Source organism: Streptomyces sp. NPDC050085, assembly GCF_044460595.1.
Taxonomy (GTDB): Bacteria; Actinomycetota; Actinomycetes; order Streptomycetales; family Streptomycetaceae; genus Streptomyces.
In genome coordinates this window covers 690,044-705,810 of sequence record NZ_JBITJZ010000005.1, presented here as the reverse complement: position 1 = coordinate 705,810, position 15,767 = coordinate 690,044, and the positions used below count along the sequence as shown (strand labels likewise).

The following is a 15,767-nucleotide window of genomic DNA, read 5'->3' as shown; positions in this document are numbered from 1 at the left end:
TCTGTTCACAAGAATGCAACGCCCGTTCCCAGTATGCGGACAGTTGCCGGGCTGACCTCGACAGACGGGCCGAGCGCTGCGAGTCTCCCGCCATGCATCTCGTCCACCGCGCCGCATGTGCCGCCGTCTGCTCCGCCGTCGTTCTCGTCGCCGTCGCGGCCTGCTCCCCCGAGCCCGAGGAGAAGGGTTCGGGGAAGCCCGCCACGGCCGCCTCCTGCGCTCCCGGCAAGCTGTCCACCGTGGCCGCCGGGAAGCTCACCGTGGGCACCGACAAGCCCGCCTACGCGCCCTGGTTCGAGGACGACCAGCCGTCGAACGGCAAGGGGTTCGAGTCGGCGGTCGCGTACGCCGTGGCGAAGCAGCTCGGCTACGGCAAGGACCAAGTGGTCTGGCAGACCGTGCCGTTCAACAGTTCCTTCGCCCCGGGCACGAAGAACTTCGACTTCGACATCAACCAGGTGTCGATCAGCGACGCGCGCAAGAAGGCCGTGGCGTTCTCGTCCGGCTACTACGACGTGCGCCAGGCCGTCGTCGCCCTGAAGACCTCCAAGGCCGCGAAGGCGAAGAGCGTCGCCGACCTGAAGGGCGTGAAGCTGGGCGCCCAAGTGGGCACCACCAGCCTGGACTTCATCAACGACCTCGTGAAGCCGACCCAGAAGCCGGCCGTCTACCAGAAGAACGACTTCGCCAAGTCGGCCCTCAAGAACGGCCAGGTGGACGCCATCGTCGTCGACCTGCCGACCGCGTTCTACATCACCGGTGCCGAGGTGACGGACGCCGAGGTGGTCGGGCAGTTCGAGAACACCACCGGGTCCCCCGAGCAGTTCGGTCTCGTACTCGACAAGGAGAGCGCCCTGACGTCGTGCGTGACGGGCGCGGTGGACGCCCTCCGCAAGGACGGCACGCTCGCCTCCCTGGAGAAGAAGTGGCTCTCGGAGGCGGTCGACGCGCCGGTGCTCAAGTGACCGTCGACAAGCAGCCGTTCCCCGCCGAGGACACGTACGTCCCCTCCGAGCGCCGCCTCGCGCGTGACCGCTACAAGCGGGCCCGCGCGCGGCGGGCAACCGCGATAGCTGCGCTCAGCACCTTGGTGACGGGCGCCGTCCTGGCCGTCGTCGTCATCAACTCCCCCGGCTGGGAACGCACCAAGGAGACCTTCTTCAGTGCGCACTACGCGCGCGTGGCGCTGCCGCAGGTCCTGGAAGGGCTCTGGCTGAACCTGCGCCTTCTCGTGGTGTGCGGCGCGTGCGTGCTCGTCCTCGGTCTGCTGCTCGCCCTCGCGCGCACGCTGCGCGGGCCGGTGTTCTTCCCGGTACGCGCCCTCGCCACGGCGTACACGGACTTCTTCCGTGGACTGCCGCTCATCATCTGCCTGTTGATGGTCATCTTCGGCGTGCCCGCGCTGCGCCTTCAGGGGGTGACCACCGATCCAGTGCTCCTGGGCGGTGCCGCGCTGGTCCTGACGTACTCCGCCTATGTGGCCGAGGTGTTCCGGGCGGGGATCGAATCGGTCCACCCCTCACAGCGGGCGGCCGCACGCTCCCTCGGGCTCAACAACCGCCTGACGCTGCGCTACGTAGTGCTGCCGCAAGCCGTACGCCGTGTGGTGCCGCCCCTGTTGAACGACCTGGTGTCGCTGCAGAAGGACACCGGTCTCGTGTCGATCGGCGGTGCCGTGGACGCCGTGTACGCGGCGCAGATCATCGCCGGCAAGGACTTCAACTACACGCCCTACGTGGTCGCGGGTCTGGTCTTCGTCGCCCTGACCATTCCCATGACGCGCTTCACCGACTGGGTGACGGCCCGTATGGACCGCCGCCGGGCGCAAGGAGGACTCGCATGACCGGGCCCGTGCTGCGGATGGAGTCGGTCCGTAAGACGTTCGGCGACTCCCTGGTCCTGCGCGACGTGGACCTGGAGGTGCCCCCGCACACCGTGACCGCGCTGATCGGTGCGTCCGGCTCCGGGAAGTCGACGCTGCTGCGCTGCGCCAACCTCCTGGAGGAGATCGACGACGGGGCGATCTGGCTGGACGGCGAGGAGATCACCGATCCCCGCACGGACGCGGACGCCGTGCGCCGGCGGATCGGCGTGGTCTTCCAGGCCTACAACCTGTTTCCGCACATGACCGTCCTGGAGAACGTCACGCTCGCACCGCGCCGCGTGCACGGAGTCCCGCGGAAGGAGGCCGAGGAACGGGCCAGGGGGCTGCTGGAGCGCCTCGGACTCGCCGCGAAGGCCCGGGAGTACCCGGACCGGCTCAGCGGCGGCCAGCAGCAGCGTGCGGCGATCGTGCGGGCTCTCGCCGTGCGGCCCCGGCTGTTGCTCCTCGACGAGATCACGGCGGCCCTCGACCCCGAGCTCGTGGGTGAAGTCCTCGATGTCGTACGCGACTTGAAGGGCGAGGGCATGACCATGGTGCTGGCCACCCACGAGATGAGCTTCGCGCGCGAGGTCGCCGACCAGGTCTGCTTCCTCGAAGGCGGTGTCGTGCTCGAACGCGGCTCCCCGGAGGGGGTGTTCGGAAATCCGCAGCAGGAACGTACGCGACAGTTCCTGCGGCGGATCGTGGACGCCGGCCGTCTGTAGGGCGCGGTCTACGCTTCGGCGGTGCCCGGTGCGGCGAGCGCCGCCACGCGCTCCACGCCGAACGCGTACCCCTGCACCCCGCATCCGGCGATCACGCCGTCGGCGCGCAGCGACACGTAGGAGTGGTGCCGGAACTCCTCGCGCTGATGGATGTTGGAGATGTGCACCTCCACCACCGGCAGCCCGTCACAGGTGTTGAGCGCGTCCAGGATCGCCACCGACGTGTGCGAGTACGCGGCCGGGTTGATGACGATGCCGACGTGGTTCTCCCGGGCCTCGTGGATCCAGTCGACCAGCTCGCCCTCGTGGTTGGACTGCCGGAAGTCCACGGTGGCGCCGTGGGCGGCGGCCGCCTTGGCGCACAGGGCCTCGACGTCGGCGAGCGTGTCCCGGCCGTAGATCTCCGGCTGGCGCTTGCCGAGGAGATTCAGGTTCGGGCCGTTCAGGACCATGATCGGCGCGGTGGCGAGGGTGTGCGGCACGAGGACCTCCGTACGTCGGGCAGATGCTCCTTGAGGGTCTATCACGGGCGCCGCTGACGGCGCCCTCGCGCGCCCTCGCGCGCCCCCGTAACCAGCGTCGATCACGGGTAGTTGCCGCGGCATGCACACGAATCACCGTCCGTCGCTCCCCCGGCTCGCGGCGGCCTCTGCGGCCGGGACCGCCGTCGAGTTCTTCGACTTCTTCGTCTACGGGACCGCTGCGGCACTCGTCCTCGGCCCGCTGTTCTTCCCCACGTTCTCGCCGCTCGCGGGAACTCTGGCCGCCTTCGCGACATTCGGGGTGGGTTTCGTGGCGCGGCCCCTCGGGTCCGTCGTGTTCGGGCACATCGGGGACCGGCGCGGGCGTCGGCCGGTCCTGATCGGGTCGCTGGTGCTGACCGGGGTCGCGACCGTGGCGGTCGGCTGCGTGCCTACGTATGCGTCGATCGGGGTGGCCGCTCCCCTGCTCCTCCTTGTGCTGCGCTTTCTGCAGGGGCTCGGGCTCGGCGGTGAATGGGGCGGCGCGGTGCTGCTGACCGCCGAGCACGCTCCGGCCGAGCGCCGCGGCCTGTGGGCGAGCTTTCCGCAGATCGGCCCTTCGGTGGGCTTCCTGCTGGCCAACGGCATCATGCTGGTGCTGTCGACGGCGCTCACGGAGGCGCAGTTCGCGTCCTGGGGATGGCGGGTGCCGTTCTGGGCGGCGGGCGTGCTGGCGCTGATCGGGCTGTGGCTGCGTACGTCGGTGGTGGAGAGCCCCGCGTTCCTCGCGGTGGCCGAGCCCGCGCGCCTGCCGCTGGCCGAAGTGGTGCGCGGGCACGGGCGGTTGGTGCTGCTGACGGCCGGCGCCATGGCCATCGGGTACGCGATCTTCTACTCGGTCACCACCTGGTCGCTCGCCTACGGGGTGGAGCGGCTCGGAGTGAGCCGCAGCGTGATGCTGACCTGCATCATGGCGGCCGTCGTCGTGAAGGGGGCGCTGACGCCGGTGGCGGCGCTGCTCGGCGACCGGTACGGGCGGCGTCCGATGTGTCTGGCGGGAAGCGCGGTGGCGGCGGTGTGGATGGTGCCGATGGTGGCTCTGCTGGCCACGGGAGAACCGCTGTTGATGTTCCTGGGGTTCCTGGTGGCGCTGCTCGCGTTCATCACGATGTTCGCCGTGATCGCCGCGTATCTGCCGGAACTGTACGAACCGCGGGTCCGTTGTACAGGTGCCGCGGTCGGGTACAACGCGGGCGGCGTCCTGGGTGGGGCGCTCACGCCGATCGTGGCGACGGCACTGGCCGGACGGGGAACGGGGGTTCCATGGGGTGTGGGTGTGTATCTGACGGGGGTCGCGGTGCTGAGCCTGGCCTGTTTCGCGCTGCTTCCGGAGACAGCGCCGGGAGCGGTCGCGGAGGATCCCGTCACGGCGTGACGGCGAGCTCCACGTATGCGGCGAGGATCACCAGATGCACGCCGCCCTGCAGCGGGGTGGCACGTCCGGGGACGACGGTGAGGGTGCTGACCACCATGGTCAGCGCGAGCAGCACCATGTGCGTGGCGCCGAGACCGAGCACGAGCGGGCCCGTCAGCCAGTACGAGGCGACGGCGACGGCCGGCACGGTCAGACCGATGCTGGCCATCGCGGAGCCGAGGGCGAGGTTGAGGCTGGTCTGCACCCGGTCCCGGCGGGCCGCGCGCAGTGCGGCGATGGTCTCGGGCAGCAGGACGAGGAGCGCGATGATCACGCCGACCACGGCGTGCGGCATGCCCGCGGCCTCCACGCCCGACTCGATCGTCGGCGAGACGCCCTTGGCGAGACCGACGACGGCGACGAGCGCCAGAGCGAGCAGTCCGAGGCTGGACAGAGCGGCGCGGGAGGTCGGTACGTCCGCGTGGTCGTCGGCGTCGATGACCTCGCCGTGCTTGGTGATCGGCAGGAAGTAGTCGCGGTGGCGCACGGTCTGCGTGGTGACGAAGAGGCCGTACAGGACGACCGCGGCGACGGCCGAGAAGACCAGCTGGGAGGTGGAGAACTCCGGGCCGACCTTGCTCGTGGTGAAGGTCGGCAGGACCAGGCAGAGCGTCGCGAGGGTGGCGACGGTCGCGAGGGCGCCGCCGGTGCCCTCGGACTGGAAGATCGCCACGCGGTGGCGCAGTGAGGCCGCGAGCAGGCTGATGCCGACGACGCCGTTGCAGGTGATCATGACGGCGGCGAACACCGTGTCCCGGGCGAGGGTCGCGCTCTTGTCGCCTCCGTCGGCCATCAGGGTGACGATGAGCGCGACCTCGATGATCGTGACGGCCACGGCGAGCACCAGCGAGCCGAACGGTTCACCGACGCGATGCGCGACGACCTCCGCGTGGTGCACGGCCGCAAGGACGGATCCCGCGAGGATCAGGGAGACGAGGGCCACGACGGCGCCGGGCAGATCGCGCCCCCACGTGCACGCGAGCAGCACGACCGCCAGCACCGGGACGACCACGGTCCACCGAGTGGCCAGTGCCCGGAGCTTGGTGATCATTCCTTGATGGTGCCCGCGGCAGGGTGGGGGCGCGACTTCGAGCGGCCCGGGGCCCGGCGTGCCCCGGTTCGGCTCGCGGGCCTCACTTCAGTTCGCGCGAGTCCCTCACGTCGCAGTTGGTGAAGGTCGGCGGACGCGTGCACAGCGCGGTCAACTGCTCGTTCAGGTGGGCGACCTCGGGGCGTTCGTTGTTGCGCATCGCGTCGTCGGCCGACTCGAACTCAACGATCGCGAGATAGCGTCCGGGCTTGTCGCGGTCCTGCAGCATGATGCGGTGCGTGGGGGCGCCGGGGGTGCCCTGCATCTGCTGCTCGAACCGCTCGATCAGCTCCCGCATCTCCTCGATCCGCTGGGACTCGAAGTCGATGATCTGGGCGAACTTCTGACTCATGGGGTCCTCCCCCGTCCTGCGTCCCGTCGCGGTCCCGGCCGGAACCGCGCTCAGGGCACAAGCAAGCACCGGGAGCGGTGCGCGGCAATCGGCCGCGCGCCCCTCCCGGTGCGTGTCCTTCCTACGCCCGACGTGGTCAGGCTTCGATGCTGTCCTTCTGAGCCGCTTCGGCCGCTTCCCGCTCGGCCTGCTTCTTGGACGCGATGAGGCTGGTGATCGTCGTGATGATCAGCACGCCGCAGATGACGGCCAGCGAGACCGGAATGGAGATCTCCGGCACGTGGACGCCGGACTCGTGCATCGCGTGCAGGACCAGCTTCACGCCGATGAAGCCGAGGATCACCGACAGGCCATAGCTGAGGTGCACCAGCTTCCTGAGCAGGCCGCCGATGAGGAAGTACAGCTGGCGCAGACCCATCAGGGCGAACGCGTTGGCCGTGAAGACGATGTACGGGTCCTGGGTCAGGCCGAAGATCGCGGGGATCGAGTCCATCGCGAACAGCACGTCGGTCATGCCGATGGCGAGCATGACGACCAGCAGCGGCGTCATGACCTTCTTGCCGTGCTCCTGGATGAACAGCTTCGTGCCGTGGTAGCGGTCGGCGACGCCGAACTTCTTCTCGATGGACTTCAGGAGGCGGTTCTCTTCGAAGTCCTCGTCCTCCTCGTCCGCCATGGCCTCCTTGATGAGCTTCCAGGCGGTGTAGATCAGGAAGGCACCGAAGAGGTAGAAGACCCAGGAGAAGCTCGAGATGATCGCCGCGCCGGCCGCGATGAAGATCGCGCGCAGGACCAGGGCGATGAGCACGCCGAACAGCAGCACGCGCTGCTGCAGTTGGGTCGGCACCGAGAACTTCGCCATGATCAGGATGAAGACGAAGAGGTTGTCGACACTGAGCGACTTCTCGGTGATGAAGCCCGCGAAGAACTCGCCGCCCGCCTGGGCGTTGCCCCAGATCATCACGCCGACGCCGAAGAGCGCGGCGAGCACGATCCAGACCACGGTCCAGATTCCGGCTTCCTTGATGGATACGTCGTGGGGCTTGCGCCCGATGAAGAAGTCGACCGCGATCAGGGCACACAGACCAAGAATGGTCAGCACCCAAACGGTCATCGATACGTCCACTGCGCCTCCGGCGTCGTACGGCTACTGATCAGCGTCGTCGCTGCCGGAGGTCTCTTCCACCCGGGCGCCTCAGCGCCCCGGGCCGACGCCCCGGGATCGACGGCCATCGGGCCGGTCGTCCGTATTGACGGGAACGCCGCGTGCACGGGAGTACTCCCCTCCGCGTAAAGGAGAGTACCCGAAAGTCCCATGAGAGGTAAAGGTTTAGGTAAAGAAGACCTCAAGTGTGCAGGTCAAAGGCCTCTTTCCCGACGGGCTTCGGCGACCTCCGCGAGGACGTGCCGCAGCACCGCGCTGCCGTGCGGGACCGGTGGTGGCTCGTACGTCCACGCGTGTCCCACCCAGGGGTCGGCCAGGTGGTCGTCGGGCACCGGCGTCAGACGCAGCAGGGCGCGCCACAGCGGGTCGAGCAGCGGGCCGTACTCGGCGGCGTCCTCCCGGTCGGCGACCAGCATCAGGTGCACACCGACCTGCGGCCCTTCGTCGGCGAGATAGCGCAGGCGGGTCACGGAGCGATCGTCGAAGCCGTGCGGGAAGTCGTGCACGATCAGCAGCTGCTCGGCGACGTCGAGGTCGGCGGGGAGCGCGTCGGCGGCGCCGGCCCGGATCGCCATCTGGACCAGGTCGACCCGCTCGGTCAGCCGGGTCAGCGTCTCGGTGACCCCCGCCGCCCCCCTGGCCACGGGGCTCGCCAGCACCCCGGAGTCGACGAGCGGGGCGAGCGCGCCGGACGCCGTGCCCGCCGGGTCGATGACGTGCACGCTGAACTCGCCCGCCGGATAGGCCGCGAGCAACCGCGCTGCGTGGACGGCCGCGGTGTGCGCGGCGCGGGCCCGCAGCTCGTCGGCGTCCGTGAGGGCGTCCGCGGCCGAGGCGCCCGCGTCGATCCACAGGCCGCGCTCCAGGGGCAGGCGGACGAGCATCGGGACGGACAGGCCGACGCTCTCGCTCTCGGGCAGCCGCAGATCGCCCAGGCGCAGGGCCATCGGCATCTCCATCGGGCTGCGGTACGCGTGCCAGCACGGGTTGTCCCAGCCCGCGTACGCCGCGGGGAGCGCCGGTTCGACGACGTCGGACTCGGCGACGAGCTGTGCCAGGTCACGGTCGAGGGCTTCGCGTGCCCGGTCGACGAGGGCGCCGTGCTTGGCACGGGCGGCCTCGCGGGCGGCGTCGCCCTGGCCGCCGATGCGGCTGCGCGGGTCGGACAGGACCTGATCGAGCTCCTGCTCCATGCGGGAGTCCGCGAAGTCGACGGCGCTGCGGTACGCGGCGGCGCTGCGGGCCAGGTCCTCGAACATGCCCCACACCTGGTTGTAGAGCCGCTCCTCCATGGACCAGCCGGTGGCGTCGCCCGCGACGGGGACGGCGGGCCGGCCCGGCTCGGCGGGCTTCGCGGTGGGCGGGGGCGGCGGGGCCTGGCGGCCGGGGTGGGTGTAGTCGACGACCCCGCTGTCGCCCGCGCCGCCGGTGGGGGCGGCCGGGGCCGGGGGCGGCAGCGCGCCCGAGGCGTGTCCCGCGGTGGCGGTCGCCCGCACCTGGGCCTCGTCCGCCGTGCGCGGCGGGGGCGCCACCGCGCGGGCCAGCCCCTGGGCGACGGCGTCGTGGATGGTGCCCGCCAGGGCGTGCGCGTCGGGCACACCCTGGTCGGTGAAGAGGGCGGCGAGCCCGTCCGCGTACCCCTGGCCGATGGCGCGCACCTTCCAGGCGCCCGCTCTGCGGTACAGCTCGAGGGCGACGACGGCCGACTCGCTGTCGAGGTCGGTGATCGTGTAGCTGACCTCTTCGGTGCCGTCGAGTCCGGTGACGGCGACGAACGGGGCGGCCACCGCGCCGAACCGGGTGGGTCCGCCCGTGCCGAGGGGCAGGGCGAGCAGCACGGTGACGCGGTGCACGTCGTGCGGCATCGCGTCGAGGTCGACGGCGAGGCGGTGGTCGGCCGCCGCCTGGCGCGGCACTTCGAGACCCGGCAGGGCGGGCGCGCCGGGGTGGGCGACGCGCCCGGTGTCGCGCACCGCGCCGCGGTCGTCGGCGAGCGTGGCGCCCGCGACGACCGGACGGCCGGCCGACACCCGGATCTCCAGACGGGTCCGGGTGAGGGGGTGGTTCTGGCCCCTCACCAGTTCGGCCGCCATCGCGGGCCCCGCTACAGGCCGGGCAGGATCGACGGCATCAGGTCCTGGAACGTACGGCCGTTGGCCGCCGTGCCCAGGGCCGTCATCTTCCAGCCCGCGCCGTCCCGGTGGACCTTGGCCATGATCTGCGCCGTGTACTGGCCGCCGCCGTCGAGCGTGTAGCGCGCGAGCTCCTGGCCGGTGGTCTCGTCGACCAGGCGGCAGAACGCGTTCTGCACTTCCTGGAAGGTCTGGCCCGTGAACGAGTTGACCGTGAAGACGATCTGGTCGATGTGGACCGGGACGCGCGCGAGGTCGACGAGGATCGCCTCGTCGTCGCCACCCTGGCCGGCCCCGCCCACCAGGTTGTCCCCGGTGTGCCGCACCGAGCCGTCGTCGCTGACGAGGTGGCGGAAGAAAACGACGTCCACGGGCTGCTTGTCGGCGAAGAGGACCGCGGAGGCGTCGAGGTCGATCTCGCGCGTGCGGGTGCCGAACAGTCCGCGGCGCGGGGCCGCCTGCCAGCCGAGGCCCATCCGTACGGCGGTGAGGGTGCCTCCGCCCTGCTTCTCCAGGCTGATGGCCTGGCCCTTGGTCAAGCTGATGCCGGGGCCTTTGGAAAAACCTGAAGCCGTCACGCGCTGTCCCCTCCTCGAACCGTCCCCTGTTGCCGCGTGTGCACGCGGTTGGTCAAACCCTAGAGGTCGGCACTGACAGCACCGCCACCGCGGGCGGGGTTTTGTGGCGGTCTTGCAACACACCCACACAACCCCGCCCGTTGGGGCAGGTCAGGCGATGCCCGCCTCCTTCATCTGACGCAGTTCCTTCTTCATCTCGGACACCTCGTCTCGCAGGCGCGCCGCGATCTCGAACTGCAGGTCCGCCGCCGCGGCCCGCATCCGCTCCGTCAACTGCTCGATCTGCTCGGAGAGTTCGGCCGCGGGACGGTCGGTGGGCACGGTCGGCTCCGCCTTGCCGCGCTTCTTCTTGCCCGTGTCCGCCGTGCCGAGCGAGGGGACGGGGGCCTTGGCACCCTTTCCGTCCTTGCCGCCCTTGCGGTAGCCGCTGCCGAGCAGCTCCTCGGTGTCGACGTCCTCGCGCGCGATGGACGCCACGATGTCGTTGATCTTCTTGCGCAGGGGCTGCGGGTCGATCCCGTTCGCCTCGTTGTACGCGACCTGCTTCTCACGGCGGCGGTTGGTCTCGTCGATGGCCTTCTCCATCGCCGGGGTGATCTTGTCGGCGTACATGTGGACCTGGCCCGACACGTTACGAGCGGCACGGCCGATCGTCTGGATCAGGGACGTGCCGGAGCGCAGGAAGCCCTCCTTGTCCGCGTCGAGGATCGCAACGAGGGAGACCTCGGGCAGGTCGAGGCCCTCACGCAGCAGGTTGATGCCGACCAGGACGTCGTACTCACCGGCGCGCAGTTCGCGCAGCAGCTCGACGCGGCGCAGGGTGTCGACGTCGCTGTGCAGATAGCGGACCTGGATGCCGAGTTCGAGGAAGTAGTCCGTGAGGTCCTCGGCCATCTTCTTGGTCAGCGTGGTGACCAGGACGCGCTCGTCCTTCTCGGTGCGCGTGCGGATCTCGTGCACCAGGTCGTCGATCTGCCCCTCGGTGGGCTTGACGACGACCTCCGGGTCGATGAGTCCCGTGGGGCGGATGATCTGCTCGACGAAGCCGTCCCCGCGCGCGAGTTCGTAATTTCCCGGTGTCGCCGACAGGTAGACGGTCTGGCCGATGCGCTCCTGGAACTCCTCCCACTTCAGCGGGCGGTTGTCGAGCGCGGACGGCAGCCGGAAGCCGTGGTCGACGAGGGTGCGCTTGCGGGAGGCGTCGCCCTCGTACATGGCGCCGATCTGCGGGACGGTGACGTGCGACTCGTCGATGACGAGCAGGAAGTCGTCCGGGAAGTAGTCGAGCAGCGTGTTCGGCGGGGAGCCGGGCTCGCGGCCGTCGAAGTGCATCGAGTAGTTCTCCACGCCGGAGCAGGAGCCGATCTGGCGGAGCATCTCGAGGTCGTACGTGGTGCGCATGCGCAGGCGCTGGGCCTCGAGCATCTTGCCCTGCTTCTCGAGCGTGGCCAGGCGCTCGCCGAGCTCCTTCTCGATGTCGTTCGCCGCGCGCTCCAGGCGCTCGGGGCCCGCCACGTAGTGCGTCGCCGGGAAGATGTACAGCGAGTCGTCCTCGCTGATGACCTCGCCGGTGAGCGGGTGCAGCGTGGACAGCGACTCGATCTCGTCGCCGAACATCTCGATGCGGACCGCGAGCTCCTCGTAGACCGGGAAGATCTCGATGGTGTCGCCGCGCACCCGGAAGGTGCCGCGCTGGAAGGCCACGTCGTTGCGCGTGTACTGGATGTCGACGAAGCGGCGCAGCAGGTCGTCCCGGTCGATCTCGTCGCCGACCTTGAGCGGGACCATGCGGTCCACGTACTCCTGCGGCGTACCGAGGCCGTAGATGCACGAGACGGAGGCGACCACCACGACGTCACGGCGGGTCAGCAGCGAGTTCGTCGCGGAGTGGCGCAGGCGCTCCACCTCCTCGTTGATCGAGGAGTCCTTCTCAATGTACGTGTCCGACTGCGGGACGTACGCCTCGGGTTGGTAGTAGTCGTAGTACGAGACGAAGTACTCGACCGCATTGTTCGGCAGGAGCTCACGGAACTCGTTGGCCAGCTGGGCGGCCAGCGTCTTGTTCGGCGCCATCACCAGGGTGGGGCGCTGGAGCTTCTCGATCATCCACGCCGTGGTGGCGGACTTGCCGGTGCCGGTCGCGCCGAGCAGGACGACGTCCTTCTCGCCTGCTGTGATGCGCTTCTCCAGCTCGGCGATGGCCGCGGGCTGGTCACCGCTGGGCTGGTACGGGCTGACGACCTCGAAAGGCGCCACCGTGCGTTCGATCTTCGATACGGGCCGCATGGAATCCACCGTACGACCCGCCACTGACAACCGGGTCCGCTCACCAGTCCTGCGGGGTGCGCGGCCGCTGTCCGTCGGGGGCGCGGCGGGGGCGCGGGACGGTGCGGCGCTGGGGGCGGTCGTCCCGGCCCGTGGCCTGCTGGGCCTGCTGGGCGTCGCGCCAGTCGGGGCGGCCCATGACCATCAGCGGGTCGAACATGACGACCACGCCGGCCAGGAGCAGGAAGCACAGGGGGCCGATCAGCATGGGCGCCAGGATGCCGGCGGGCGAGTCCCCTCCGGGGGAACCGGCGATGCCGCCCTGCGTCTGGACGTGGACGGCCGCCATGCCCGTGTAGTGCATGCCGGAGACGGCGAGCCCCATGACGAGACTCGCGCCGAGGCTCCACAGGATGCCGCGCACCTGGACGGCGGCCCACAGGGCGGCGGTCGCGGCCGCCATGGCGATCACCACGGAGGCGGCCACGGTCAGCGTGTTGTACTCGATCGTCCCGTGAAGCCGCATTCCGGCCATTCCCAGGTAGTGCATCGACGCGACCCCGAGGCCGGTGATCGTGCCCCCTGTGAACAGGGCCGGGCCGGTCGCTCCCCGGTAGCCGACGATGAAGACGCCGATGCCGACCATGACGATGGCGACGCCGAGGCTCGCGAACGTCAGGGTCTTGTCGTAGTGGATCGGCACGCCCTTGACGGTGAAGCCCATCATCGCGATGAAGTGCATCGTCCAGATGCCCGAGCCGATCGCCGCGGACCCGAGCGCGAGCCAGCCGGCCCGCCAGGTGTTGGCGACGAGGAGCGATCTGGTCGTGCATCGCAGGCCGAGGGCGCCGCCCAGGCAGGCCATGAAGTACGCCACTACCGGAGTGACCAGCCCGTAACTGAAGCCGTCGACCGTCCCCTGCATGCGTCGCAGCCCTTTCACCATTTTTTGTTGCCCGAGATGTCCCGCTTGTCCCCCGCCAACAGCCGTGGAACCGGCCGTGGTTGAGGCTGAGAGTAAGGCTCCCACGGGAACGCTCGAACGATTTTCCGGCAAAGAATCCCGGCATTGAACGCGGGGTCGGTCGCAGTTGGATAACTACGTTCAACCCGTGACCATCCTTCGCCTGTCTTCTGTTGACTCAGAGCTGCCACTCTCGTGCAGTCCGTGACTTACGACGCACAGGGAGCAGCCGTGTACGCACGCGCAGCAGCCGCACTGGTCTCGGTGACGGGATCCGCCGTCATCGCAGTCCTCGTCCTGCCCACTGCCGCACAAGCCGCCACCGGACACGACAGAACCACCGTCGTCGCCCACCGCGGCGCCTCCGCCTACGCCCCCGAGAACACGCTCGAGGCGGTCGACAGGGCGGACGACCTCGGCATCACCTGGGTCGAGAACGACGTGCAGCGCACCAAGGACGGCGCGCTCGTCGTCATCCACGACACGACCCTCGCGCGCACCACAAACGTCGAGCAGCTCTTCCCCGACCGCGCCCCGTGGAACGTCCGGGACTTCACCGCCGCCGAGATCGCCGAACTGGACGCGGGCAGCTGGAAGGGCGCCGAGTTCGCGGGCGCGCGGATCCCGACGCTGCACCAGTACCTCAGGCGCGTCGACCACAACCACCAGAAGCTGCTCCTGGAGGTCAAGGCGCCCGAGCTGTACCCGGGCATCGAGGACCAGATCCTGCGCCAGCTGCGCCGGGACGGCTGGCTCGGCAAGGAGCACGTGAAGCACCGGCTGGTCGTGCAGAGCTTCAGCGCCGACAGCATGCGGACCGTGCACCAGCGGCGCCCCGACCTCACGACCGGGTTCCTCGGCACACCGGCCGTCGCCGATCTGCCCGCGTACGCGAAGTTCGCCGACCAGATCAATCCGTCGTACTCCACGGTCTCCGCGGACTACGTGAAGGCCGTGCACGCTCTCAAGGGCCCGCACGGCAAGCCGCTCAAGGTCTTCACGTGGACCGTCAACGATGCCGCGACCGCGCTGCGCGTGGCCGGGTTCGGCGTCGACGGGATCATCACCAACACCCCGGACGTGGTGAGCGACGCCCTCGACGACTGAGGCGAGCGGCCTGCGGCGAGGGCGTTGTCAGTGCCCGGTCGTAACGTGGTCGGCATGAACGCCACTGGGCAGAACGAGGACGCGCACCGGCTCGTGTGGGCCGCCGTGGGCAGCGACATCGGGCCGCTGCTGCTCGCCGCGACGGACGAGGGTCTGGTGACCGTGGTCTTCCACGCCACCGAGACGGTGCGCGGCGAGATGCTCGGCCGGCTCGCGTCCCGCTTCGGGACCGAGCCGGTCGAAGCGCCCGACGCGCCCGTGCTCGCCGAGGCGATACGCCAGCTCGCGGAGTACTTCGCCGGGCGGCGCCGCGACTTCGAGCTGCCGCTCGACTGGTCGCTGATCGCCGGGTTCAACCGGGAGGTGCTGCGCGAGCTGGCGGCAGGCGTGCCGTACGGCTCGGTCGTGGGGTACGGGGACCTGGCCCGCCGCGTCGGGCAGCCCGGTGCCGCGCAGGCCGTGGGGGCGGCGATGGGGTCGAATCCGCTGCCTGTCGTGGTGCCGTGCCACCGGGTGGTGGAGAGCGACGGAGGGATCGGCGGGTTCGGGGGCGGGCTGGAGACCAAGCGGCAGCTGCTGGCTCTCGAAGGGGTCCTGCCCGAGCCGCTGTTCTGACGCTCCGAGCGGACCCCCGGGAGTCCCGAGTGGGTCTCGAGCGGTGCTCAAGTGATGGTCTACGAAAGGAAGTTCAGCTCAGCGTGATGTGGTAGGCCTTGCGCAGCGTCTCGTGCACCGTCCACGTCGTGCGATCACCCTCGCGCAGCACGGCGGCCGTGCCGGGGCCGATCTCCAGGGTGTCGCCGCCCTCGACCTCGACGGTGGCGCGGCCGCTGACGACCACGAACAGTTCGTTGGCCTCGGTGTCGGTGACGACGCCCGGCGTGATCTGCCAGATGCCGCGCAGCTGCTTGCCGTCGGCCGACTCCCACAGCACCTTGCCGGTGACGACCGGGGCGCCGGAGACGATCTGGGCCGGGTCGAGCGGCTCCGGCTCCAGCTCGGCGTCCGGGACGTGGACGGCAAAAGAGGGCGCTTCGTTCGTGGTCATGGCCGGTCACCCTAGTTGGCCTGCGCCTCTCCTCTCACTGGACGGCTCGTAGCGTCCGGGGCGCGGCGACTGGACGGCCCGTCTAGGGGAAGACGTCTGTCAGACGCGCAAAGCGATTTGACGACTTGTCCCCTGGAGGCACCACATGGAGATCTCCGGCATCATCAGCGCCATCGTGATCGGCATCATCATCGGTGTGCTCGGCCGGCTCGCCCTGCCCGGCAGGCAGCGCATCGGCATCCTGGCCACGGTCGTCGTCGGCATCGTGGCGGCCCTGCTCGGCTCGGCGATCGCCGCGGGCTTCGACGTGCAGGACACCAAGGGCGTGGACTGGATCGAGTGGCTGATCCAGATCGGTCTTGCGGCACTCGGCGTCGCCCTGCTCGACCGCGGCAGGCTGCGTCGCTGAGACGCCAAGACGCCAAGGCACTGAGGCAACTGAGGCACTGAGGCACTAGCCGCTGAACCGCTGAGAGCGCCCGCCGTTCCCTCTTCAACAACCCTTCCGCCGGGGCTCCTCAGAGCGCCGTTTCGGTAGCAGA

General features: G+C 69.8%; 16 protein-coding genes. 7 read left to right on the top strand and 9 right to left on the bottom strand.

Going from position 1 to position 15,767, the window contains the following annotated elements; all coding sequences use genetic code 11:
- The first annotated feature begins 92 nt into the window (after positions 1-92).
- The 3 genes from ACIBUY_RS22880 to ACIBUY_RS22870 are packed head-to-tail and all read left to right on the top strand — an operon-like array spanning position 93 to position 2,589.
- On the top strand, positions 93-965 hold the full coding sequence (locus tag ACIBUY_RS22880; protein ID WP_399153471.1) for an ABC transporter substrate-binding protein: 873 nt from the start codon (positions 93-95) through the stop codon (positions 963-965).
- Positions 962-1,843, top strand: a complete 882-nt coding sequence (locus tag ACIBUY_RS22875; protein ID WP_365569784.1) for an amino acid ABC transporter permease — start codon at positions 962-964, stop codon at positions 1,841-1,843. The genes ACIBUY_RS22880 and ACIBUY_RS22875 overlap by 4 nt, the downstream gene beginning before the upstream one ends.
- Complete coding sequence (locus tag ACIBUY_RS22870; protein ID WP_399153470.1) at positions 1,840-2,589, top strand: amino acid ABC transporter ATP-binding protein; 750 nt, start codon at positions 1,840-1,842, stop codon at positions 2,587-2,589. Before ACIBUY_RS22875 ends, ACIBUY_RS22870 begins: the two co-directional genes overlap by 4 nt.
- Positions 2,590-2,597: 8 nt before the next feature.
- On the opposite strand, the gene aroQ is transcribed toward ACIBUY_RS22870, so the two are convergent.
- Positions 2,598-3,071 carry a type II 3-dehydroquinate dehydratase gene (aroQ, locus tag ACIBUY_RS22865; RefSeq protein WP_399153469.1) on the bottom strand — a complete coding sequence of 158 codons (474 nt, stop codon included), beginning with the start codon at positions 3,069-3,071 and terminating at the stop codon, positions 2,598-2,600.
- 121 nt (positions 3,072-3,192) lie between these two features.
- On the opposite strand from aroQ, the gene ACIBUY_RS22860 reads away from it, so the two are divergent.
- The gene (locus ACIBUY_RS22860) at positions 3,193-4,485 is read left to right on the top strand and encodes an MFS transporter (RefSeq protein ID WP_365569775.1); all 1,293 of its coding nucleotides are present in this window, start codon (positions 3,193-3,195) and stop codon (positions 4,483-4,485) included.
- Here ACIBUY_RS22860 and ACIBUY_RS22855 read toward each other — a convergent pair.
- The 7 genes from ACIBUY_RS22855 to ACIBUY_RS22825 all read right to left on the bottom strand — a co-directional run bounded on the left by ACIBUY_RS22855 (position 4,475) and on the right by ACIBUY_RS22825 (position 13,031).
- The gene (locus ACIBUY_RS22855) at positions 4,475-5,575 is read right to left on the bottom strand and encodes a calcium:proton antiporter (protein ID WP_399153468.1); all 1,101 of its coding nucleotides are present in this window, start codon (positions 5,573-5,575) and stop codon (positions 4,475-4,477) included. The genes ACIBUY_RS22860 and ACIBUY_RS22855 overlap by 11 nt on opposite strands.
- Before the next feature lie 82 nt (positions 5,576-5,657).
- Complete coding sequence (locus ACIBUY_RS22850) at positions 5,658-5,966, bottom strand: hypothetical protein (protein WP_365569769.1); 309 nt, start codon at positions 5,964-5,966, stop codon at positions 5,658-5,660.
- Between the two features lie 136 nt (positions 5,967-6,102).
- Positions 6,103-7,092: a TerC family protein gene (locus tag ACIBUY_RS22845; RefSeq protein WP_365569766.1), complete on the bottom strand. Its 990-nt coding sequence runs from the start codon at positions 7,090-7,092 to the stop codon at positions 6,103-6,105.
- Between the two features lie 233 nt (positions 7,093-7,325).
- Entirely contained in the window at positions 7,326-9,224 is a 1,899-nt protein-coding gene (locus tag ACIBUY_RS22840) for a TerD family protein (RefSeq protein WP_365569763.1), read from the bottom strand.
- Positions 9,225-9,235: 11 nt separating this feature from the next.
- The gene (locus ACIBUY_RS22835; protein ID WP_365569760.1) at positions 9,236-9,802 is read right to left on the bottom strand and encodes a TerD family protein; all 567 of its coding nucleotides are present in this window, start codon (positions 9,800-9,802) and stop codon (positions 9,236-9,238) included.
- Between the two features lie 189 nt (positions 9,803-9,991).
- Entirely contained in the window at positions 9,992-12,127 is a 2,136-nt protein-coding gene (uvrB, locus tag ACIBUY_RS22830; RefSeq protein WP_365569757.1) for an excinuclease ABC subunit UvrB, read from the bottom strand.
- Positions 12,128-12,167: 40 nt separating this feature from the next.
- Entirely contained in the window at positions 12,168-13,031 is an 864-nt protein-coding gene (locus ACIBUY_RS22825) for an MHYT domain-containing protein (protein ID WP_399153467.1), read from the bottom strand.
- Positions 13,032-13,301: 270 nt separating this feature from the next.
- On the opposite strand from ACIBUY_RS22825, the gene ACIBUY_RS22820 reads away from it, so the two are divergent.
- Together ACIBUY_RS22820 and ACIBUY_RS22815 are read left to right on the top strand one after the other, a co-directional pair.
- A complete protein-coding gene (locus tag ACIBUY_RS22820) occupies positions 13,302-14,177 on the top strand; it encodes a glycerophosphodiester phosphodiesterase (protein ID WP_399153466.1) in 876 nt (291 codons plus the stop codon).
- A 54-nt stretch (positions 14,178-14,231) separates the two neighbouring features.
- On the top strand, positions 14,232-14,792 hold the full coding sequence (locus ACIBUY_RS22815) for a methylated-DNA--[protein]-cysteine S-methyltransferase (protein WP_365569751.1): 561 nt from the start codon (positions 14,232-14,234) through the stop codon (positions 14,790-14,792).
- Between the two features lie 73 nt (positions 14,793-14,865).
- Here ACIBUY_RS22815 and ACIBUY_RS22810 read toward each other — a convergent pair whose 3' ends face one another.
- Positions 14,866-15,225, bottom strand: a complete 360-nt coding sequence (locus ACIBUY_RS22810) for a cupin domain-containing protein (RefSeq protein WP_399153465.1) — start codon at positions 15,223-15,225, stop codon at positions 14,866-14,868.
- A gap of 145 nt (positions 15,226-15,370) precedes the next feature.
- Here ACIBUY_RS22810 and ACIBUY_RS22805 point away from each other — a divergent pair, with 145 nt between their 5' ends.
- Positions 15,371-15,634 (top strand): GlsB/YeaQ/YmgE family stress response membrane protein, encoded by a 264-nt coding sequence (locus ACIBUY_RS22805; RefSeq protein WP_365569745.1) that lies wholly within the window; start codon positions 15,371-15,373, stop codon positions 15,632-15,634.
- Positions 15,635-15,767 lie beyond the last annotated feature (133 nt).

Excerpts from the sequence above, each read along its gene's own strand:
- ACIBUY_RS22855 (WP_399153468.1), bottom strand. The coding sequence starts at position 5,575 with ATGATCACCAAGCTCCGGGCACTGGCCACTCGGTGGACCGTGGTCGTC.
- ACIBUY_RS22810 (WP_399153465.1), bottom strand. The coding sequence starts at position 15,225 with ATGACCACGAACGAAGCGCCCTCTTTTGCCGTCCACGTCCCGGACGCC.
- ACIBUY_RS22860 (WP_365569775.1), top strand. The coding sequence starts at position 3,193 with ATGCACACGAATCACCGTCCGTCGCTCCCCCGGCTCGCGGCGGCCTCT.
- ACIBUY_RS22850 (WP_365569769.1), bottom strand. The coding sequence starts at position 5,966 with ATGAGTCAGAAGTTCGCCCAGATCATCGACTTCGAGTCCCAGCGGATC.
- ACIBUY_RS22870 (WP_399153470.1), top strand. The coding sequence starts at position 1,840 with ATGACCGGGCCCGTGCTGCGGATGGAGTCGGTCCGTAAGACGTTCGGC.
- ACIBUY_RS22840 (WP_365569763.1), bottom strand. The coding sequence starts at position 9,224 with ATGGCGGCCGAACTGGTGAGGGGCCAGAACCACCCCCTCACCCGGACC.
- ACIBUY_RS22880 (WP_399153471.1), top strand. The coding sequence starts at position 93 with ATGCATCTCGTCCACCGCGCCGCATGTGCCGCCGTCTGCTCCGCCGTC.
- uvrB (WP_365569757.1), bottom strand. The coding sequence starts at position 12,127 with ATGCGGCCCGTATCGAAGATCGAACGCACGGTGGCGCCTTTCGAGGTC.
- ACIBUY_RS22825 (WP_399153467.1), bottom strand. The coding sequence starts at position 13,031 with ATGCAGGGGACGGTCGACGGCTTCAGTTACGGGCTGGTCACTCCGGTA.
- ACIBUY_RS22805 (WP_365569745.1), top strand. The coding sequence starts at position 15,371 with ATGGAGATCTCCGGCATCATCAGCGCCATCGTGATCGGCATCATCATC.
- ACIBUY_RS22815 (WP_365569751.1), top strand. The coding sequence starts at position 14,232 with ATGAACGCCACTGGGCAGAACGAGGACGCGCACCGGCTCGTGTGGGCC.